A 19,482-nucleotide genomic window follows, 5' to 3' on the forward strand; every position below is an offset into this window, starting at 1 on the left:
ACCCATCTCAAAAAGGCATGCCTTGTGCTTTCAATCCGGCAACTGCGTTACTTCGTTGAAATCGCTGAATGCGGCAGTTTCGGCGCCGCAGCCGAGCGTCTGTTCATCGCCCAGTCGGCCCTGAGCCGGCAAATCAAGGACATGGAAGTCCACCTGCAAACCCCACTTTTCGAACGTACTGCACGGCGGCCCCAACTCACACCAGCGGGCGAGGCTTTTTTACCCCGCGCCAAAAACCTGTTGAGCGAGCTGATCAAGGCCAGCGACATGGCCACCAGGATCGGCAATGGTCAACACGGCACCTTACGTTTGAGCCATTCCAGCACTGTACCCATGAGCGGCCGACTGCTGCGCAGCGTCGACCGTTATCTCGAACATCATCCCGGCGTGTCCATGGACATCGCTCAGTTGTCTTCCGAGGCGCAGCTGCAAGAGTTGGCAGACGGCCGACTGGACATCGGCCTATTGCGCCTGCCAGTGCTCCGTCAGTGTGAAGAGGTGCAGATCGACCCGCTCTACGACGAACCTTTACTGGTGGCAGTCCCGCCCGATCACTGGCTGGCCAGGGACAAATCCGGGCAGCAAATCAACCTGGGGCAGCTACGCGACGAAGCGTTTATTTCCATCCCGCATCCCCAGCGAGGCGGTCTTAGCTACCTGTCTGCCGAGTTGTGCATGCGCCAGGGCTTCTTTCCCAAAGCAGCTCGGGTAATGTCGCGTAAAACCACGCAACTGCAACTGATCCAAGCGGGATTTGGTATAGCCCTCTTGCCGGAATCGATGCAGGACATTGCGCCACCCGACGTTCATTTCCTGCCTTTGGCAGATCCCGGCAGTCATAGCAGCGTCGCTCTGGCGTACCGCAAACACCCGACGGCACTGGTTCAACAGTTCCTCGAGCATTTGGTGATATAGGGGTCGTGCATTCACTTGAAGAATGCCTTTAAACTGCGCCCCATGATTAAAGATCCCTTTGCAAGACTCGGCCTGGACCGCGAAGTCCTGACCGTCAGCCAGCTCAACGGCCGTGCGCGGGTGTTGCTCGAAGACGTGTTCAGCAACATCTGGGTCGAAGGCGAAATCTCCAACCTCGCCCGCCCGGCTTCCGGCCATGTGTACTTCACCCTAAAGGACAGCGGCGCCCAGGTCCGTTGTGCGCTGTTCCGGCAGAACGCGGCACGGGTTCGCCAGGCATTGAAGGACGGGCTCGCGGTCAAGGTGCGCGGCAAAGTCTCGTTGTTCGAAGGGCGCGGCGATTATCAACTGATCCTCGACACCGTCGAGCCGGCCGGCGATGGCGCCTTGCGCCTGGCCTTCGATGCACTCAAGGAAAAGCTCAGCGCCGAAGGCCTGTTCAGTGCCGAGCGCAAGGTCCCGCTGCCGGCGCACCCGCAACGCATCGGCATCATCAGTTCGCCCACCGGGGCGGTGATCCGCGACATCATCAGCGTGTTCCGCCGTCGCGCACCCCAGGTGCAGTTGACGCTGATCCCCACCGCCGTACAGGGCCGCGAAGCCACCGCGCAAATTGTCCGCGCCCTGAAACTGGCGGATGCCCGCGGCTTCGACGCACTGATCCTGGCCCGCGGCGGTGGTTCGCTGGAAGACCTCTGGTGCTTCAACGAAGAAGCCGTGGCCCGCGCCGTAGATGCTTGCGTGACGCCAATTGTCAGCGCCGTCGGCCATGAAACCGACGTGTCGATCAGCGACTTCGTGGCCGACGTTCGCGCGCCCACCCCTTCCGCTGCCGCCGAATTGCTGGCCCCGGACTCCAGCGATCTGGTGCGCCGAGTCGAAAGCCTGCACCGACGGTTGGTGATGCGCATGCGTGACCGCTTGATGCGCGATCGACTACGCCTGGAAGGCATTTCCCGGCGCCTGCGGCATCCCGGCGAGCGCCTGCGCCAGCAAGCGCAACGCCTGGATGACCTGGACATGCGCATGCGCCGCGCGTTCGAGCGCAGCCTCAACACCCGTCGCGAACGCTTGATCCGCCTGGAAACCCGTTTGGCCGCACAACATCCGGGCCGGCAACTGGCACTGCTTCGCCAGCGTCTCGACAGCCTGGCCGAACGCCTGCCGCGCGCCATCCGCGAAGGGCTGAAAAGTCGTCGCCTGCAATTGCACAGCCAGATGCAGACACTGCATGTGGTCAGCCCGTTGGCAACGCTCGGCCGTGGTTACAGCATTTTGCTGGACGAGCGCGGCAACGCGATCCGCAGCGCCGCACAAACCCATACCGGCCAGCGCCTGAAGGCCAAGCTGGGCGAAGGCGAACTGCAAGTGCGGGTCGAAGACAATCACCTGACACCTGTCACCCTTTCTTTACTGGATTGATCCATGCCGCGTTTCCTGGCTCCATTGCTATTGCTGTGCCTGACCGTCAACGCCCACGCCGACAGCTACATCACCCGGCTGCTGAACAAACCGGTACCGGGCGGCGTTGCGGTGGTGGACCTGGGCACGTCTGCCCAGGTGCCAACAGCCACTTATCAAGGCAAACCCGTCCTGGTCGTGAAAGAACAGAACAACTGGCTGGCCATCGTCGGCGTGCCGCTGACGGTCAAGCCGGGGACTCAATCGGTCAGCAGCGGCGGTCGTAATCTGGATTTCACGGTTGGCAACAAGAAATACCCGGAACAGCGCATCACTCTGAAGAACACCCAGCAGGTCAATCCAGACCCGGAAAATCTCAAGCGTATCGAGCGTGAACTGGCCGAGCAGATTGCCGCTTACCGCACGTTCAGCCCCAACACCCCGAGTAACCTGCTGCTGGACAAACCGGTGAACGGGCCGCTGTCGAGCAAATTCGGCGTGCGTCGCTTTTTCAATGGTGAAGAGCGCAACCCCCACGCTGGCCTGGACTTCGCCGTGCCGGCTGGCACACCGATCAAGACCCCGGCGGGCGGCCAAGTGATCCTGATCGGCAACTATTTCTTCAACGGCAACACGGTGTTCGTCGACCACGGTCAGGGCTTTATCAGCATGTTCTGCCACATGTCGAAAATCGACGTGAAGGTGGGGCAACAACTGGCTCGGGGCGCGGTGGTCGGGAAAGTCGGTGCAACCGGCCGCGCGACCGGACCGCACATGCACTGGAACATCAGCCTGAACGACGCGCGGGTGGATCCGGCCATCTTTATTGGCGCATTCCAGCCTTGAATCCTTGGCGAGGCTGATGGCCTCTTCGTGGGCAAGCCCGCTCCCACAGTGTCCGGCGGTGTTCACAACATTTGTGTTCACTGCAAAAAACCTGTGGGAGCGGGCTTGCTCGCGAAGACGGCATTGCAGTCACCAGAAAAACCCAAGGCTGCCCCCAACCCCGCCCCCCGAAATCCTGCTTTACACAATTGCGCACAGCTCAAACCTCGCGCAAACAACAAAACAATCACTGCCAATCACAGCAATAAAATCTCGATAAACACTCGTTCACGAGTATTCCTCTCAATTTTTTTCGACTGCTTGCCAACCTTCACCCCCGCGGTTAGGGTTGAAGGCATGAAAACCTCTCACACCCTCATTCAGCTCCGCCAGCACCGCAGCCTGTGCCTCGTCAGCGCACGACTGCCGGGCTGAATCGTGGTGCCTCGTCCCAAGCGTTACGCCAAGAACTTTTGATCCACCGGCAGGCCGCCTTTTTTCGGCCCACACAATAAGGATTTCCTGATGAGCATGCTCAAAGACCCGTCTTCGAAATACCGCGCGTTCCCGACCATCGACATTCCGGATCGCACCTGGCCATCGAAAACCATCACTGCCGCGCCGATCTGGTGCAGTTCCGACCTGCGCGACGGCAACCAGTCGCTGATCGAACCGATGGACGCCGTCAAGAAGCTGCGCTTCTGGAAAACCCTCGTGCAGGTCGGCGTGAAGGAAATCGAAGCGTCGTTCCCGGCCGCCTCGCAAACCGACTTCGACTTCGTGCGCACCCTGATCGAAGGTGGCCACATCCCGGATGACACCACCATCCAGGTGCTGACCCAGGGCCGTGAAGACCTGATCGCGCGCACCTTCGAATCCCTGCGCGGCGCGAAGAAAGCCATCGTTCACCTGTACAACGCGACCTCCCCTTCCTTCCGCCGCATTGTCTTCAACCAGGACAAGGACGGGATCAAGGAAATCGCCGTGAGCGCGGCCAAGCTGTTCGTCAAATATGCCGCCCAGCAACCGGAAACCGAGTGGACTTTCGAGTACTCGCCGGAAACCTTCAGCGCCACCGAGCTTGAATTCGCCAAGGAAGTCTGCGACGCGGTGATCGAAGTGTGGAACCCGACGCCCGAGCACAAGATGATCCTCAATCTGCCGGCCACCGTCGAATGCGCGACCCCGAACATCTATGCCGACCAGATCGAATGGTTTGGCCGTCACATCAACCGTCGTGACAGCGTGATCATCAGCCTGCACACCCACAACGACCGTGGCACCGGCGTTGCCGCCACCGAGCTGGGCCTGATGGCCGGTGCCGACCGTGTCGAAGGCTGCCTGTTCGGTAACGGCGAGCGCACCGGTAACGTCGATCTGGTGACCGTGGCCCTGAACATGTACACCCAGGGCCTTGACCCTGAACTGGACTTCTCCGACATCGACGGCGTGCGCAAAGTCGTCGAAGAGTGCAACCAGATCCAGGTGCACCCGCGTCACCCATACGTCGGCGACCTCGTGCACACCGCGTTCTCCGGCTCGCACCAGGATGCGATCCGCAAGGGCTTTGCCCAGCAGAAACCGGACGCACTGTGGGAAGTACCGTACCTGCCAATCGACCCGGCCGACATCGGCCGCAGCTACGAGGCGGTCATCCGCGTCAACAGCCAGTCGGGCAAGGGTGGTATCGCCTACCTGCTGGAACAGGAATATGGCATCAGCCTGCCGCGTCGCATGCAGATCGAGTTCAGCCAGGTCGTGCAGCGTGAAACCGACCGTCTGGGCCTGGAAATGACCGCCCAGCAAATCCACGCATTGCTGCACAGCGAGTACTTGCAGGCCAACACCCCGTACGCGCTGGTCAGCCATCGCCTGCAGGAAGAAAACGGCCACAGCTCCGTTGAAGTGGAAGTGGCCAGCAAAGGCCAGGGCGAAACCAATCTGCACTGGCGCGGCAAGGGCAACGGCGCCCTGGAAGCGCTGGTGGCCGGCTTGCCGGTACCGGTGGAAATCATGGACTACAACGAGCACGCCATCGGCGCGGGCACCAATGCCAAGGCCGCGGCCTACATTGAACTGCGTGTGAACGGCGAACGCGCGGTGCATGGCGTTGGCATCGACGAAAACATCACCACCGCCAGCTTCAAGGCCCTGTTCAGCGCACTGAACCGCTCGCTGAGCCAGCCGGAAGCGAAAGCGGCGTAACCCATCGCTGAAATGCAAAAGGCCTCAAGGTGCGAACCTTGGGGCCTTTTTGTTTGCCTGCAGATTTTTGTGGTGCCTTTCCCGGCCCCTTCGCGAGCAAGCCCGCTCCCACAGGGGAACGCAATCCAAATGTGGGAGCGGGCTTGCTCGCGAAGAGGCCCTGTCAGACAGTAAAGATTTCAGGTGAACTCGAAGGTATCCGCATCCAGATTCGCCGGAAACCGCGTGCGATAGGCTGCCAGTTCCGCAGCATCCAGCACCACCTTGAACACCCCGTCAGCCTCCCCGGCACTGAGCAACGTCTCGCCCTGGAAATCCAGCACCTGGCTGTCACCGGTGTAGGCAAAGCCTTTGCCGTCGGTCCCGATACGGTTCACTGCCGCCACATAGCACAGGTTCTCGATCGCCCGCGCAGGCAGCAAGCGATTCCAGTGCTGGCGCCGGGCGCCTGGCCAATTGGCGGTGTACAGCAGCAGATCTGTATCCTGGGCGTCACGACTCCACACCGGGAAGCGCAAGTCGTAGCAAATCAGCGGCCGCACTCGCCAGCCCTTGAGCTCGAACTGCACCTGGCGCTCGCCGGGGGTGTAGTGGTTATGTTCACCGGCCATGCGGAACAGGTGACGCTTGTCGTAATGCAACACCTCGCCATCCGGGCGCGCCCACAGCAAGCGATTGCGATGACTGCCGTCGGTTGCCTGGACGATCACGCTGCCGGTAATCACCGCATCAAGCTGCGCCGCCTGAGCCCGCAGCCATTTGCTGGTCGGGCCGTTTTCCGCTTCAGCGAGGGTCTCGGACTCCATGGAAAAACCGGTGGTGAACATCTCCGGCAGAATGATCAGGTCAGCGCCGCGAGCCTGTTCCAGCAATGGCTCGAAATGCTCCAGGTTGGCCTGACGGTCGTGCCAGGCCAGGGACGTCTGGATCAGCGCCACGTTCAGATTGGGCAATGCACTCAGATCACGCATAGTTTTTCCGCCGCTTCACGCAGGGTCTCCTCACGCTTGGCAAAGCACAGCCGCACCAGGCGCTGGCCCTCTGGTGGAGTCTGGTAGAACACCGAGATCGGAATACTGGCCACGCCATGCTCGCGAGTCATCCACAGGGCCATCTCGACGTCATTGAGGTCCGGACGGATCCGCGAGTAATCGACCAGCTGGAAATAGGTGCCGGTCACCCGGGTGAAGCTGAAACGCGACGGTGCCAGCAGATCGCAGAACAGATCACGCTTGGCCTGATAGAAAGCCGGCAGCTCTTCGACGTGCTCAGGATGCTCGGCCATAAAATCGGCCAAGGCATATTGCAGCGGCGTCACACCACAGAAATTGACGTACTGGTGCACCTTGCGCAATTCCGCCGTCAGGGCCGGTGGTGCGACCACATAGCCGGTTTTCCAGCCGGTGACGTGGTAGGTCTTGCCAAACGAACTGACCACGAAAGCACGCTGATACAGCTCTTCATGAGCCAGCACGCTGACGTGGGGCACGCCGTCATACACCAGGTGCTCGTAGACTTCGTCGCTGATCACATAGATATCGCGATCACGGATCAACGCTGCCAACTGATCGAGTTCGGCACGACTGATCAGCGCACCACTAGGGTTGTGCGGGGAGTTGAGAATGATCATCCGCGTGCGCGGGCTCAGTGCCTGGGCAAGCTTCTCGAAGTCGATACTGAAATCGTTCAGGCCCAGTTGCACGTGCACGCAACGACCACCGGCCAACTCTACCGAGGGCTCGTAGCTGTCGTATGCCGGGTCAAACACAATGACTTCATCACCGCTGTGGATAACCGCCTGAATGGCACAGAAAATCGCCTCGGTCGCGCCGGGGGTAACCGTCACTTCAGTATCCACATCCACCTGCGCGCCATAACTGCGGGCGATCTTCGCCGCGATCTGCTGACGCAACACCGGCAGCCCGGTCATTGGCGAGTACTGGTTATGGCCGCTGGCGATATGTCGGCCGACCGCATCGCACAGGGCCTGCGGGGCCGCGAAATCGGGAAAGCCCTGGGACAGATTGAGCGCGCCGGTCTGTGCCGCGAGCTGAGACATCTGAGTGAAAATAGTGATGCCGACATTCGGCAGCTTGCTGGTGATCATCGGTGGTTCCCTGCTCTACACCCGGCTCTACGGCGGCGCGGGGGAGTCCGAGGATAGCCCAAACCGCAGGCATGAAAAAGGGCGCCATCGGCGCCCTCTTCTTCCCACGGGAAAAACCTGAATCAGCGCTTGTCGCGACGCTTCTTGTCGGCCTTCTTGTGGTGCGACATCAAACGACGCTTCTTGTTGACCTGGCGGTCCGTGAGCGTGTTCTTGTTGCCTTCGTACGGGTTCTCGCCGCCCTTGAACTCGATGCGGATCGGCGTACCGACCAGCTTCAGGACACGGCGATAGGTGTTTTCCAGGTAACGCACGTAGGACTTCGGCACCTTCTCGATCTGGTTGCCGTGGATCACGATGATCGGCGGGTTCGCGCCACCGAGGTGGGCATAACGCAGTTTGATCCGGCGGCTGTTAACCATCGGCGGCTGGTGCTCGCTGACCGCGTCTTCGAGGATCTGGGTCAGGCGGCTGGTCGGCCAACGGGTAACCGCAGACTTGAACGAGTTCTGTACCGACGCGTAGAGGTTGCCCACGCCAGTGCCGTGCAGGGCCGAGATGAAGTGGATATCGGCGTAGTCAACGAAGAACAGTCGACGTTGCAGCTCGACCTTCACGAAGTCGCGCTCGCTCGGCGTCATGCCGTCCCACTTGTTGATCGCGATCACCAGCGCACGACCCGACTCAATGGCGAAGCCCAGCAGGTTGAGATCGTGATCCACCACGCCTTCGCGGGCGTCCATCACGAAGATCACCACGTTGGCGTCTTTGATCGCCTGCAGGGTTTTGACCACGGAGAACTTTTCGACTTCTTCGTGGATCTTGCCGCGCTTGCGCACACCGGCGGTATCGATCAGCGTGTACTTCTCGTCATTACGTTCGAACGGGATGTAGATACTGTCGCGGGTGGTGCCGGGTTGGTCATAGACGATTACCCGGTCTTCGCCGAGCATGCGGTTGACCAGCGTCGACTTGCCGACGTTCGGCCGGCCGATGATCGCGATCTTGATCCCGTCTTTTTCGCTTGGGCCAGGGATGCGCTTGGCTTCCTCGCCTTCGGCGACGATCTCTTCCTCTTCACCTTCCTGCGGCTCGTCATCGTCTCGCGGGAATTCACTCAGTGCCGCTTCCAGCAACTGGGTGATACCACGGCCGTGGGCGCCGGCGATCGGGATCGCATGGCCCATGCCCAACGGGGCGAATTCTGCGCGGGCCATTTCCGGGTCGATGTTGTCGACCTTGTTGGCCACCACGTGAGAACGCTTGTTACGTTTGCGCAAATGCTCGGCGATCATCTGGTCGGCGGCGGTAAAACCGGCCTTGGCATCTACCAGGAACAGAACGACATCCGCTTCTTCGATGGCCAGCAGCGACTGCTCGGCCATCTTTTCGTCCATACCATGCTCGTCACCGGAGATACCGCCGGTGTCGATCAGAATGTAGGAACGCCCTTGCCACTTGGCCTCACCGTACTGGCGATCACGGGTCAGACCGGACAAGTCGCCAACGATGGCGTCACGAGTCCTGGTCAGGCGGTTGAACAAGGTGGACTTGCCGACGTTGGGTCGGCCCACCAGGGCGATTACGGGAACCATGCGGCTCTCCACTTCGTTATTTCAGAAAATACAAAAGCCGCTGCGAGGCAGCGGCTGGTGCTCGGGGCAATCACCGTGTGCTTTTTTGTAGGAGCGAGCTTGCTCGCGAAAAACGCAAAGACACCGCGTTAATCCAGATTGCCAACGTAATCGTTGACGTCCATCGCGAGCAAGCTCGCTCCTACACTCTTACAAACGGTGAAGCAGCCGGGGGTGGTTAACCCCAAGCATAGTTCTTACTTGATGGTCAGGGCTTCCAGTTTGCCGCTGTTGCCATACACATAAATCGTGTCACCCATCACCAGCGGACGGGCACGCAGGCCGTCGCTGTCGATGCGCTCGCGGCCGACGAAACGACCGTCCACCTGACTCAGCAGGTGCAGGTAACCTTCCAGGTCACCGACTGCAACGTAGCTGGAGAACACTTCCGGGGCCGACAGTTGACGACGGGCCAGCGAATCGTTGCTCCACAAGGCTGTGGTGGAACGCTCGTCGACGCCTTCAACGGTACCCGAAGACAGGCTCACATATACGGTGCCAAACCCCTGGGCGACACCGGCGTAGCTGGAAGCATCACGCTGCCAGAGCTGACGGCCGCTTTGCAGGTCCAGAGCGGCAACGCGCCCCTGATAGCTGGCGACATACAGCGTCTCGCCCGACAGCAACAAGCCACCGTCGATATCGACCACGCGCTCCAGCTCCGAGCGACCTTGCGGGATCGCTACGCGCTGTTCCCACACCGGTACGCCGTTGGAGATATCCACGGCAACCACTTTACCGGTCGACAGGCCAGCCACCGCGAGGCGGTTGGTCACGATCGGCGCACTGGTACCACGCAGGGTCAGTACCGCAGGGGTGCTGTCATAGATCCAGCGACGATTACCGGTGGAAGCATCCAGGCCGATCAGACGATCGTCCTGAGTCTGCACCACCACAACGTCACCGTTGTTGGCTGGCGGTGCCAGTACTTCGCTGGACACGCGAGCGCGCCACTTTTCTTCACCGTTGATGGCGTCCAGGGCAACGATTTCGCCCTTGAGCGTACCGATGGTGACCAGACCGTAAGCTACGCCAACGGCGCCAGAGACAGGCAGCTCAAGATCTTTCTTCCATTTGACGTCGCCCGTGTTGCGGTCCATCGCCATCAACACGCCAGTGACGTCGGCGGCATAGATGGTATCGCCATCGATGGCCGGAACCAGCATGTTGTAGGTTTCGCCCTGACCGTCACCGATCGAACGGCTCCACTGCTTGTGCAGAACCACTTCTTCCTTGAAGTCGACCAGTTCGGCCGGAGGCAATTCTTTTTTGCTGTTGCTGCTGCAACCCGCGGCCATCAGGGCCAGAGCCAGCAATGCTGCATGTTTCCAACGAATCACGTCACGCATCCCCTTTGGCCAGGTCGTCCAGCTTGATTTGCAGGCCACCGACCGCCGCTTCATCCGACAGTGCCGCCTTGGCTTTTTGATACGCCGCGCTCGCCTCATCGGTACGACCCAACTGCACCAGCAGGTCGCCCTTGAGCTCTTCACGAGTGGCCAGGAATGCCTTGTCGGCATCGCCTTCGAGCAGTTTCAGCGCTTCGTCGGCCTTGTTCTGCGCACCGAGTACCTGGGCCAGACGCTGACGGGCGATTTCGCCCAGCGCCGGGTTGGCCGGCTTGTCGACGATGGCTTTGAGCTCGCTGGCCGCGTCGTCCAGCTTGCCGCTGTCGACCGCCACTTTGGCGACGAACAGGCTGCCGTACTGCGCGTAGGCGCTGCCGCCGAACTCGCTGTTGAGCTTGCCGGCCAGGTCCGAAACACGGGCCGCATCAGGCTTGCCGTCAGGCGTCAGCGTGGTTTCGAGCAATTGCTGATAGAGAATCGAGGCGCCTTGCGACTGATTGCTCTGATACTTGTGGAACGCCTGCCAACCGAACACGATGACCAGCGCAAACAGGCCGCCAGTAACCAGGGGCTTACCGTTGCGAGACCACCATTCCTTCAATTCCGCCACATGTTCGTCTTCGGTACTCGACACCCCAATACTCCTTAATCGCTAATTCGGCTGTTTAGACAGCTTCAACCCTGCACGACGCAGGTGGCCAGGTGTGCTGCAAGCGCATCCCAGGCAATGCTTTGTTGTTCGCCCTGGCCACGCAGGGGTTTGAAACCTACCACTTGCTGGGCCATTTCGTCGTCACCGAGGATCAGCGCATACAATGCGCCGCTCTTGTCGGCTTTCTTGAACTGGCTTTTGAAACTGCCGGCACCGGCATTCACTTGCAGGCGCAGGTTCGGCAACTGATCACGCACGCGCTCCGCCAGGGTCAGGCCGGCGAGTTCGGCGGCTTCGCCGAAGGCGCAGAGATAGACATCGACCTGACGGGAGATCTCTTGCGGGATCTGCTCCAGGGTTTCCAGCAATAGCACCAGGCGTTCGATGCCCATGGCAAAACCAACGCCGGCGGTCGGCTTGCCGCCCATTTGCTCCACCAGACCGTCATAACGGCCGCCAGCGCACACGGTGCCCTGGGCGCCGAGTTTGTCGGTGACCCATTCGAAAACGGTCTTGCTGTAGTAATCCAGCCCGCGAACCAGCTTCGGGTTGATCACGTAAGGAATGCCGGCGGCGTCCAGGCGAGCCTTGAGGCCCTCGAAATGCACGCGGGATTCTTCGTCGAGGTAGTCGGCCATTTTCGGCGCATCGACCAATACCGCCTGGGTATCGGCGTTCTTGGTATCAAGAACCCGCAGCGGGTTGGTTTTCAGGCGACGCTGGCTGTCTTCGTCGAGCTTGTCCATGTGCGCCGAGAGGTACTCGACCAGCGCTTCACGATAACGGCCGCGGGATTCGCTGGTACCCAGGCTGTTGAGCTCGAGCTTCACCGCATCGCGGATGCCCAGTTCGCCCCACAGGCGCCAGGTCAGCACGATCAGTTCGGCGTCGATGTCCGGACCGTCGAGGTTGAACACCTCGACACCGATCTGGTGGAACTGGCGATAGCGGCCTTTCTGCGGACGCTCGTGGCGGAACATCGGGCCGATGTACCAGAGTTTCTGCACCTGACCACCGCCGGTGATGCCGTGCTCCAGCACTGCGCGCACACAGGCCGCCGTGCCTTCGGGGCGCAGGGTCAGGGAGTCGCCGTTACGGTCGTCGAAGGTGTACATCTCTTTTTCGACGATGTCGGTCACTTCACCGATGGAACGCTTGAACAGTTCGGTGAACTCGACGATCGGCATGCGGATCTGCTTGTAACCGTAGTTATCCAGCAGGCGCGAAACGGTGCCCTCGAAATGACGCCAAAGGGGAGTCTGTTCGGGCAGGATGTCGTTCATGCCACGAATGGCTTGCAGAGACTTGCTCACATTAAATCCTTAAATTCGTTCGGCTCTTCAGTCGGGCTCAGCCACGCGCAATGACGGCAGCGTCGGCTTCGACCTTTTCGGCCGCTTTCTGGCGGATCAAGCGTTCAAGCTCATCCACCAGATTGTCATTCGTCAGTTTCTGCGACGGCTTGCCGTCGATGTAAATCAGGTTCGGCGTGCCGCCGGTCAAGCCGATATGGGCTTCCTTGGCTTCACCCGGGCCGTTGACCACGCAACCGATCACCGCGACATCCAGCGGCACCAGCAAATCTTCGAGGCGCCCTTCCAGCTCGTTCATGGTCTTGACCACATCGAAGTTCTGCCGCGAGCAGCTCGGGCAAGCGATGAAGTTGATGCCACGGGAACGCAGGTGCAGGGATTTGAGAATGTCGTAGCCGACCTTCACTTCCTCGACCGGGTCGGCCGCCAACGAGATGCGGATAGTATCGCCAATCCCTTCGGCGAGCAGCATACCGAGGCCCACGGCGGATTTCACCGTGCCTGAACGCAAACCACCGGCTTCAGTGATGCCCAGGTGCAGCGGCTGGACGATTTCCTTGGCCAGCAGGCGGTACGCTTCGACGGCCATGAACACGTCGGACGCTTTCACGCTGACCTTGAAATCCTGGAAGTTCAGGCGCTCGAGGTGCTCGACGTGACGCAATGCCGACTCGACCAGCGCAGCCGGGGTCGGCTCGCCGTATTTCTTTTGCAGGTCTTTTTCCAGGGAACCGGCGTTCACGCCGATACGGATCGGGATCCCGCGGTCACGGGCGGCATCGACCACTGCGCGCACGCGGTCTTCGCGGCCGATGTTGCCCGGGTTGATCCGCAGGCAATCGACACCCAGTTCGGCTACGCGCAACGCGATCCGGTAGTCGAAGTGGATATCGGCAACCAGGGGCACCTTGACCAGCTGCTTGATCTTGCCGAAGGCTTCGGCGGCGTCCATGTCCGGTACGGAAACCCGCACGATATCGACGCCGGCCGCTTCAAGGCGGTTGATTTGCGCGACAGTGGCCGCGACATCGTTGGTATCGCTGTTGGTCATGCTCTGCACAGCGATAGGCGCATCGCCGCCAACAGGCACGTTACCGACCCAGATCTTGCGAGATTCGCGACGTTTGATTGGAGATTCGCCGTGCATGACTTATTGACCCAACTTCAGGCGAGCAGTCTCGCCACTGGTGAACGGAGCGACATCGACCGGCTGGCCGTTGTAGCTGACCTGAGCGCCACGGGCAAAGCCCAGACGCACGGCAAACGGTGGTTTGCCATTGACTGCCAGGCTGTCGCCTTTGCGTTTGAGACCGCTGAACAGCACCTTGCCGCTACCGTCGGTCACTTGTGTCCAGCAATCGGCAGTGAACTGCACCTGAACCTGGCCTTGGCCGGCCACCGGTGCGGTTACCGCGGGAGCAGGTGCCGGAGCGACAGGAGCGACCGGCGCAGTCACCACCGGGGTCGGGGCGGCAGGAGCAGCCGGGGCCGGAGTTGCCGGGGTCACAGGCGCTGCGACGACTGGCGCTGAATTATGAGCGGGTGCGGCTGGCGTAGCTGGCGCTGCCGGGGTGGCTGGCGCAGTCGCCTGGGCCTCCACTGGTGCTTCAGCCGGAGCGTCGGCCTGTGGCAGCGCGAGGGCGGTTCCGCCTTCGGTCTGGCCTTCCGCGACAGCCTGGTCTTCCGGCTCGTCCAGCGGATGAATCTGTGTCGTACCGTCGGCGCCTTCGACTTCAACGTGTTCCGGTGCCAGACCGATCAGGTCCTTGGTGCGCATCGAGGTCTGGTCCTGCCACCAGACAAAACCGCCACCGATCACCGCGATCAGCAACAGCAGGCTGACAATTCGCAAAATGGTGTGGGAAACCCGGACCGGTTCTTCGATACGACCCAGGCTATGAACACTGCTGCCCTGGGAATCGGTACCGGTGGATTGATCGAACTGCTGGACCAGAACCGCCTGGTCCATGCCGAGCAACTTGGCATAGGCGCGAATATAACCACGGGCAAAGGTATGCCCAGGCAGCTTGTCGAAAGCGCCGGCTTCCAGATTGCTCAGGGAAGTGGTGGTGAGGTTGAGCTTGAGGGCCACTTCGGCCAGCGACCAGCCATTGCTTTCGCGAGCCTGGCGCAAAGTCTCACCGGGGTTAACGCGATTCGCTGCTACAACTTCGGGATGCGCCGCTTTCATCATTGCTCCGACAGGTATTGCTGATATTCCGGCGTACCGGGATAGAGTCGTTTTAGTTGCAGGCCTGCACTGGCGGCCTTGTCGCGATCATCAAACACTTTTGCCAGCCGAACGCCGAGCAATAGACTACGTGCATTTTGCTCGGCAAGCAGGCTAAAACGATCGTAGTAGTCACGCGCGGGCACATAATGCCTGTCTTCGTAAGACAACTCAGCCATTTCCAGCAATGCACGAGGTTGTTGGCGGTTCAGGCGCAGGGCTTTTTCCAGTTGCTGCCGGGCCAGCTCACGCTCTCCCAGCATTGAAGCGGTCATGCCGAGGTTTTCGAATACCCGTGAACGTTCAGGATACAGGGTATCGGCGGCCGCTTGTTCAAAGCGCACGTAGGCTTCCTTGTAACGCTTCTGCTCGAACAGAAAACTGCCGTAGTTATTGAGGATTCGTGCATCGGCGGGACGGGAAGACAGCGCCTTGCGAAAATGCTCGTCGGCCAGTTCCGGCTCCATTTCCGCCTGGAACACCAGCCCCAGCGCCGCGTTGGCATCAGGGTCGGCGCCATCCAGTTCCAGGGCCTTTTTCAGCGGGATCTTGGCGCGCTCGGTCATGCCCTGTTGCAAATACCCGATACCGAGTTGCACATATGCCTCACGCGCTTCATCACGGCCCTTGCTGGTCTTCATCGGGCTGTAGTCACCCGAAAGCACACAGCCAGCACACAGGCTGGCCAACAGCAAAAGCAGCGCAAAGCGCAGGGACATAGAGATCCTCTCTCAGTTGTTGTTCGCAGCGCCCGAAGCAACATCGCTGTCGGCGCTCAATTCACGCACGGCGATATAACGTTCGCTACGACGGGTGCGATCCAGCACCTGCCCTACCAATTGACCACAGGCCGCGTCGATGTCTTCACCACGGGTGGTGCGGACGGTGACGTTGAAACCGGCATGATGAAGCTGATCCTGGAAACGACGAATGGCGTTGTTGCTCGGACGCTCGTACCCGGAATGCGGGAACGGGTTGAACGGGATCAGGTTGATCTTGCACGGGATGTTCTTGAGCAGCTCGATCATTTCCACGGCGTGCTCAACCTTGTCATTGACGTCCTTGAGCAAGGTGTACTCGATGGTCAGCACACGCTTTTCGCCCAGGGACGACATGTAGCGCTGGCACGACTCGAGCAGCATCTTAAGCGGATACTTCTTGTTGATCGGCACCAATTGGTTACGCAATGCGTCATTCGGTGCGTGCAGGGACAACGCCAGGGAGACGTCGATGTGCTTGGAGAGCTCATCGATCATCGGCACCACGCCGGAGGTCGACAGGGTCACACGGCGCTTGGAAATGCCGTAGCCCAGGTCGTCCATCATCAAATGCATGGCCGCGACGACGTTGTCGAAGTTCAGCAGCGGCTCACCCATGCCCATCATCACCACGTTGGTGATGGCACGGTCGACGGTTGCCGGGACGCTGCCAAAGGATTTGTTGGCAATCCACACCTGGCCGATAACTTCGGCGGCGGTGAGGTTGCTGTTGAAACCTTGCTTGCCGGTGGAGCAGAAACTGCAATCCAGGGCACAGCCTGCCTGGGACGAAACGCACAAGGTGCCGCGCTTGCCCTGGGGAATGTACACGGTCTCGACGCAGCTGCCGGACGCCACGCGCACCACCCACTTGCGGGTGCCGTCGCTGGAGATGTCCTCGCTGACCACTTCCGGACCACGGACCTCGGCAACAGCCTTGAGCTTTTCGCGCAAGGCCTTGCTGACGTTCGTCATGGCATCGAAATCATCGACACCAAAGTGGTGAATCCATTTCATTACCTGACCGGCACGGAAACGCTTCTCCCCGATTGAGTCGAAGAATTTTTCCATTTCCAGCTGAGTCAGACCCAGCAGGTTAGTTTTTACAGTCGATGTAGTCATGGATTCACCTTCACTCTTAAGCCAATGCTTAGCGAGTGGTTACTTCAGTAGCTGCGAAGAAGTACGAGATTTCGCGAGCGGCAGCGGCTTCGGAGTCCGAACCGTGTACAGCGTTAGCGTCGATGGAGTCAGCGAAGTCAGCGCGGATGGTGCCGGCAGCAGCTTCTTTAGGGTTGGTAGCGCCCATCAGCTCACGGTTCAGAGCGATAGCGTTTTCGCCTTCCAGAACCTGAACGACAACCGGACCGGAGATCATGAAAGCAACCAGGTCGTTGAAGAAACCACGAGCGCTGTGCTCAGCGTAGAAGCCTTCGGCTTCGGCTTTGGACAGTTGCTTCAGTTTCGAAGCTACAACGCGCAGGCCTGCTTTTTCGAAACGGGTGGTGATCTCGCCGATCACGTTTTTAGCAACGGCGTCAGGCTTGATGATGGAGAAAGTACGTTGAACAGCCATGGTGTAACTCCAGAAACGGTAATTTACGAAAAATTAAACCCGCGAATTATACGCGGGTTCTCGGGTATTGCCTAACCTGCGGCGTGGCTCAGTCGCGTTCTTCGATCCAGTGGGCCTGAATGGCCTCCAGGATCTTTTCGCCACAATGCTCAGGCATGTCGTCGAAGTCGGGCAATTCCATCACCCATTGACGCAGATCGACGAAATTGACCGACATAGGGTCCACGTCGGGCTTGCTTTCTGCCAGCTGGATCGCGATCTCCAGCACATCAGTCCACTTGAGTTTCATGACAATTCCTTGAATCAGTGTGGTGCTTCGGCTGCGTGGTTGAGCGAATACTTCGGAATTTCGACGGTCAGGTCTTCAGTCCCGACCTTGGCCTGACAGCCCAGGCGCGACTGAGCCTCCAGCCCCCAGGCCTTGTCCAGATAATCTTCTTCCAGTTCGTCGGCCTCTTCCAGCGAGTCGAAACCCTCGCGGATGATGCAGTGACAAGTGGTGCACGCACAGACGCCGCCACAGGCACTTTCCATCTCGATATGGTGCTCATGAGCCAGTTCGAGGATGGACGTACCGGTCTCAGCCTCCACAACCATGCCTTCGGGGCAGAACTTCTCGTGTGGCAGAAAAATGACCTGCGGCATCGTTATTCCTCAATCTCATTCAGGTTGCGCCCCGCCAGCGCGGCTTTCACCGTCGAGTCCAGGCGGCGGGCAGCAAAGGCGTCGGTCACTTGCGACAGACGCTTGGTCTGCTGCTCGATGGCGTAACCATCGGTACCTTTCATCAGTTCGGTCAATTCCTGCACCTGCAGCTCGATGACCATGCGCTCATCGGCGTCGAGCAGACGCTCGCCATCAGCCTCCAGAGCGGCCTGCACCGCTTCGATCAGGCGCTGGGCGTCGACCTGCTGCTCGCGCAGTACGCGGGCAACCTTGTCGTCATTGGCGTGCTGGAACGAGTCCTTGAGCATTTTAGCGATTTCGCCGTCGGTCAGGCCATAAGATGGCTTGACCTGAATGCTGGCTTCGACGCCCGAACCCAGTTCGCGGGCCGAAACGCTCAGCAGACCGTCGGCATCGACCTGGAAGGTCACGCGAATCTTCGCCGCGCCGGCCACCATCGCCGGAATGCCGCGCAATTCGAAGCGTGCCAGGGAGCGGCAGTCGCTGATCAGCTCGCGCTCGCCCTGCAATACGTGGATGGCCATGGCCGACTGGCCGTCTTTATAAGTGGTGAAGTCCTGGGCGCGGGCGACGGGGATCGTGGTGTTGCGCGGAATCACCTTCTCCATCAGGCCGCCCATGGTCTCCAGACCCAGGGACAACGGAATCACGTCCAGCAACAGCAGTTCGCTGCCGTCACGCTTGTTGCCGGCCAAGGTATCGGCCTGGATCGCAGCACCAATGGCCACCACTTGATCCGGGTCGATTTCAGTCAGTGGCTGGCGACCGAAGGCTTCGGCGACGGCTTCGCGAACACGAGGAACGCGAGTCGAACCACCGACCATGACCACGGCGTGCACGTCTTCCAGTTCGATAGCGGAATCACGCACCGCACGACGACAGGCTTTCAGGCTGCGGGCGACCATCGGCTCGATCAGCGCATTGAAGGCTTCGCGGGTCAGCTCGGCTTTCCAGGCACCATAAGCGACTTCAACCGACGCGGCGTTGGTCAGGGCTTCCTTGGCGACACAGGCGGTTTGCAGCAAGTTGCGTTGCGCACCTGGATCGAGGTCGGCGGACAGGCCGGCGCTCTCGATAATCCAGCCGGCGATCGCGTGGTCGAAATCATCGCCGCCCAGGGCGCTGTCGCCGCCGGTAGCCAGGACTTCGAAAACACCGCCGGTCAGGCGCAGAATCGAAATATCGAAGGTGCCGCCGCCCAGGTCATAAATGGCGACCAGGCCTTCGGCGTGTTGATCAAGACCGTAAGCCACCGCCGCTGCGGTCGGCTCGTTGAGCAAACGCAGCACATTCAGGCCGGCCAGCTTGGCCGCATCCTTGGTGGCTTGACGCTGAGCGTCATCGAAATAGGCCGGAACGGTGATGACCGCGCCTACCAGCTCACCACCCAAGGTCGCTTCAGCGCGTTGACGCAGGACCTTGAGGATATCGGCAGAGACTTCGACCGGGCTTTTCGGGCCCTGGATCGTGTCGATGAACGGCATGTGCGACTCGCCATCGACAAAGCGGTATGGCAGTTGCTCACCCAATTGCTTGACATCGGACAGACCACGACCCATCAAGCGCTTGACCGACAGCACGGTGTTCAAGGGATCGGTGGCGGCAGCCAGCTTGGCGGACTCGCCCACCTCGACGCGATCGGCGTGGTAGCGCACAGCGGACGGCAGGATAACCCGCCCATCGGCATCGGCAAGAGGCTCGGAAAGACCACTGCGCAATGCAGCGACCAGCGAATTGGTAGTGCCCAAGTCGATCCCCACAGCCAGACGACGCTGGTGCGGTTGAGGACTTTGGCCGGGTTCGGCGATCTGCAGTAGGGCCATCGTTATC

General features: G+C 60.3%; 18 protein-coding genes. 4 read left to right on the plus strand and 14 right to left on the minus strand.

Annotated features, from left to right (window positions below):
• Window positions 1–24 precede the first annotated feature (24 nt).
• From ACEN8Q_RS18280 to leuA, 4 genes are all read left to right on the plus strand, one after another.
• On the plus strand, window positions 25–915 hold the full coding sequence (locus ACEN8Q_RS18280; protein WP_413423117.1) for a LysR family transcriptional regulator: 891 nt from the start codon (window positions 25–27) through the stop codon (window positions 913–915).
• 42 nt (window positions 916–957) lie between these two features.
• Window positions 958–2,337: an exodeoxyribonuclease VII large subunit gene (gene xseA, locus ACEN8Q_RS18285; RefSeq protein ID WP_413423119.1), complete on the plus strand. Its 1,380-nt coding sequence runs from the start codon at window positions 958–960 to the stop codon at window positions 2,335–2,337.
• Window positions 2,338–2,340: 3 nt separating this feature from the next.
• On the plus strand, window positions 2,341–3,162 hold the full coding sequence (locus ACEN8Q_RS18290; RefSeq protein WP_413703519.1) for a peptidoglycan DD-metalloendopeptidase family protein: 822 nt from the start codon (window positions 2,341–2,343) through the stop codon (window positions 3,160–3,162).
• Between the two features lie 504 nt (window positions 3,163–3,666).
• Window positions 3,667–5,346, plus strand: a complete 1,680-nt coding sequence (gene leuA, locus ACEN8Q_RS18295; protein WP_413423123.1) for a 2-isopropylmalate synthase — start codon at window positions 3,667–3,669, stop codon at window positions 5,344–5,346.
• 179 nt (window positions 5,347–5,525) lie between these two features.
• Here the strand turns inward: leuA and ACEN8Q_RS18300 are convergent, their stop codons facing one another.
• The 14 genes from ACEN8Q_RS18300 to hscA form a co-directional block, all read right to left on the minus strand.
• Window positions 5,526–6,317 carry an amidohydrolase gene (locus ACEN8Q_RS18300; protein WP_413420822.1) on the minus strand — a complete coding sequence of 264 codons (792 nt, stop codon included), beginning with the start codon at window positions 6,315–6,317 and terminating at the stop codon, window positions 5,526–5,528.
• Window positions 6,305–7,453: a pyridoxal phosphate-dependent aminotransferase gene (locus tag ACEN8Q_RS18305; RefSeq protein ID WP_413420824.1), complete on the minus strand. Its 1,149-nt coding sequence runs from the start codon at window positions 7,451–7,453 to the stop codon at window positions 6,305–6,307. Before ACEN8Q_RS18305 ends, ACEN8Q_RS18300 begins: the two co-directional genes overlap by 13 nt.
• Before the next feature lie 122 nt (window positions 7,454–7,575).
• The gene (gene der / locus ACEN8Q_RS18310; protein ID WP_413420826.1) at window positions 7,576–9,048 is read right to left on the minus strand and encodes a ribosome biogenesis GTPase Der; all 1,473 of its coding nucleotides are present in this window, start codon (window positions 9,046–9,048) and stop codon (window positions 7,576–7,578) included.
• A gap of 236 nt (window positions 9,049–9,284) precedes the next feature.
• Window positions 9,285–10,436, minus strand: coding sequence for an outer membrane protein assembly factor BamB (gene bamB, locus ACEN8Q_RS18315; RefSeq protein ID WP_413420828.1), 1,152 nt, complete (start codon window positions 10,434–10,436; stop codon window positions 9,285–9,287).
• A complete protein-coding gene (locus ACEN8Q_RS18320) occupies window positions 10,429–11,070 on the minus strand; it encodes a YfgM family protein (protein WP_413420830.1) in 642 nt (213 codons plus the stop codon). Before ACEN8Q_RS18320 ends, bamB begins: the two co-directional genes overlap by 8 nt.
• A 41-nt stretch (window positions 11,071–11,111) precedes the next feature.
• On the minus strand, window positions 11,112–12,401 hold the full coding sequence (gene hisS / locus ACEN8Q_RS18325; protein WP_413420832.1) for a histidine--tRNA ligase: 1,290 nt from the start codon (window positions 12,399–12,401) through the stop codon (window positions 11,112–11,114).
• A gap of 37 nt (window positions 12,402–12,438) precedes the next feature.
• Window positions 12,439–13,548, minus strand: coding sequence for a flavodoxin-dependent (E)-4-hydroxy-3-methylbut-2-enyl-diphosphate synthase (gene ispG / locus ACEN8Q_RS18330; RefSeq protein ID WP_003185136.1), 1,110 nt, complete (start codon window positions 13,546–13,548; stop codon window positions 12,439–12,441).
• A gap of 3 nt (window positions 13,549–13,551) precedes the next feature.
• Window positions 13,552–14,592 carry a RodZ domain-containing protein gene (locus ACEN8Q_RS18335; RefSeq protein ID WP_413420834.1) on the minus strand — a complete coding sequence of 347 codons (1,041 nt, stop codon included), beginning with the start codon at window positions 14,590–14,592 and terminating at the stop codon, window positions 13,552–13,554.
• Window positions 14,592–15,350: a type IV pilus biogenesis/stability protein PilW gene (gene pilW / locus ACEN8Q_RS18340; RefSeq protein ID WP_413420836.1), complete on the minus strand. Its 759-nt coding sequence runs from the start codon at window positions 15,348–15,350 to the stop codon at window positions 14,592–14,594. Before pilW ends, ACEN8Q_RS18335 begins: the two co-directional genes overlap by 1 nt.
• 12 nt (window positions 15,351–15,362) lie before the next feature.
• On the minus strand, window positions 15,363–16,511 hold the full coding sequence (rlmN, locus tag ACEN8Q_RS18345; protein ID WP_008020261.1) for a 23S rRNA (adenine(2503)-C(2))-methyltransferase RlmN: 1,149 nt from the start codon (window positions 16,509–16,511) through the stop codon (window positions 15,363–15,365).
• 28 nt (window positions 16,512–16,539) lie between these two features.
• Window positions 16,540–16,965: a nucleoside-diphosphate kinase gene (ndk, locus tag ACEN8Q_RS18350; protein ID WP_007903599.1), complete on the minus strand. Its 426-nt coding sequence runs from the start codon at window positions 16,963–16,965 to the stop codon at window positions 16,540–16,542.
• A gap of 88 nt (window positions 16,966–17,053) precedes the next feature.
• A complete protein-coding gene (iscX, locus tag ACEN8Q_RS18355; RefSeq protein ID WP_413420839.1) occupies window positions 17,054–17,254 on the minus strand; it encodes a Fe-S cluster assembly protein IscX in 201 nt (66 codons plus the stop codon).
• 14 nt (window positions 17,255–17,268) lie between these two features.
• A complete protein-coding gene (gene fdx, locus ACEN8Q_RS18360; protein ID WP_085715824.1) occupies window positions 17,269–17,610 on the minus strand; it encodes an ISC system 2Fe-2S type ferredoxin in 342 nt (113 codons plus the stop codon).
• Between the two features lie 2 nt (window positions 17,611–17,612).
• Entirely contained in the window at window positions 17,613–19,475 is a 1,863-nt protein-coding gene (gene hscA / locus ACEN8Q_RS18365) for a Fe-S protein assembly chaperone HscA (protein ID WP_413420841.1), read from the minus strand.
• Window positions 19,476–19,482 lie beyond the last annotated feature (7 nt).

Origin of the sequence: Pseudomonas sp. Pseusp16, assembly GCF_047324915.1 — a bacterium.
GTDB lineage: Bacteria > Pseudomonadota > Gammaproteobacteria > Pseudomonadales > Pseudomonadaceae > Aquipseudomonas > Aquipseudomonas fluorescens_CD.

What these genes read in the sequence shown, in the direction of transcription:
- pilW (WP_413420836.1), bottom strand. Translation starts at nt 15,350, where the DNA reads ATGTCCCTGCGCTTTGCGCTGCTTTTGCTGTTGGCCAGCCTGTGTGCT.
- xseA (WP_413423119.1), top strand. Translation starts at nt 958, where the DNA reads ATGATTAAAGATCCCTTTGCAAGACTCGGCCTGGACCGCGAAGTCCTG.
- ACEN8Q_RS18290 (WP_413703519.1), top strand. Translation starts at nt 2,341, where the DNA reads ATGCCGCGTTTCCTGGCTCCATTGCTATTGCTGTGCCTGACCGTCAAC.
- ACEN8Q_RS18335 (WP_413420834.1), bottom strand. Translation starts at nt 14,592, where the DNA reads ATGAAAGCGGCGCATCCCGAAGTTGTAGCAGCGAATCGCGTTAACCCC.
- hscA (WP_413420841.1), bottom strand. Translation starts at nt 19,475, where the DNA reads ATGGCCCTACTGCAGATCGCCGAACCCGGCCAAAGTCCTCAACCGCAC.
- ndk (WP_007903599.1), bottom strand. Translation starts at nt 16,965, where the DNA reads ATGGCTGTTCAACGTACTTTCTCCATCATCAAGCCTGACGCCGTTGCT.
- ACEN8Q_RS18305 (WP_413420824.1), bottom strand. Translation starts at nt 7,453, where the DNA reads ATGATCACCAGCAAGCTGCCGAATGTCGGCATCACTATTTTCACTCAG.
- iscX (WP_413420839.1), bottom strand. Translation starts at nt 17,254, where the DNA reads ATGAAACTCAAGTGGACTGATGTGCTGGAGATCGCGATCCAGCTGGCA.
- rlmN (WP_008020261.1), bottom strand. Translation starts at nt 16,511, where the DNA reads ATGACTACATCGACTGTAAAAACTAACCTGCTGGGTCTGACTCAGCTG.
- leuA (WP_413423123.1), top strand. Translation starts at nt 3,667, where the DNA reads ATGAGCATGCTCAAAGACCCGTCTTCGAAATACCGCGCGTTCCCGACC.
- ACEN8Q_RS18300 (WP_413420822.1), bottom strand. Translation starts at nt 6,317, where the DNA reads ATGCGTGATCTGAGTGCATTGCCCAATCTGAACGTGGCGCTGATCCAG.
- ispG (WP_003185136.1), bottom strand. Translation starts at nt 13,548, where the DNA reads ATGCACGGCGAATCTCCAATCAAACGTCGCGAATCTCGCAAGATCTGG.
- fdx (WP_085715824.1), bottom strand. Translation starts at nt 17,610, where the DNA reads ATGCCGCAGGTCATTTTTCTGCCACACGAGAAGTTCTGCCCCGAAGGC.
- bamB (WP_413420828.1), bottom strand. Translation starts at nt 10,436, where the DNA reads ATGCGTGACGTGATTCGTTGGAAACATGCAGCATTGCTGGCTCTGGCC.
- der (WP_413420826.1), bottom strand. Translation starts at nt 9,048, where the DNA reads ATGGTTCCCGTAATCGCCCTGGTGGGCCGACCCAACGTCGGCAAGTCC.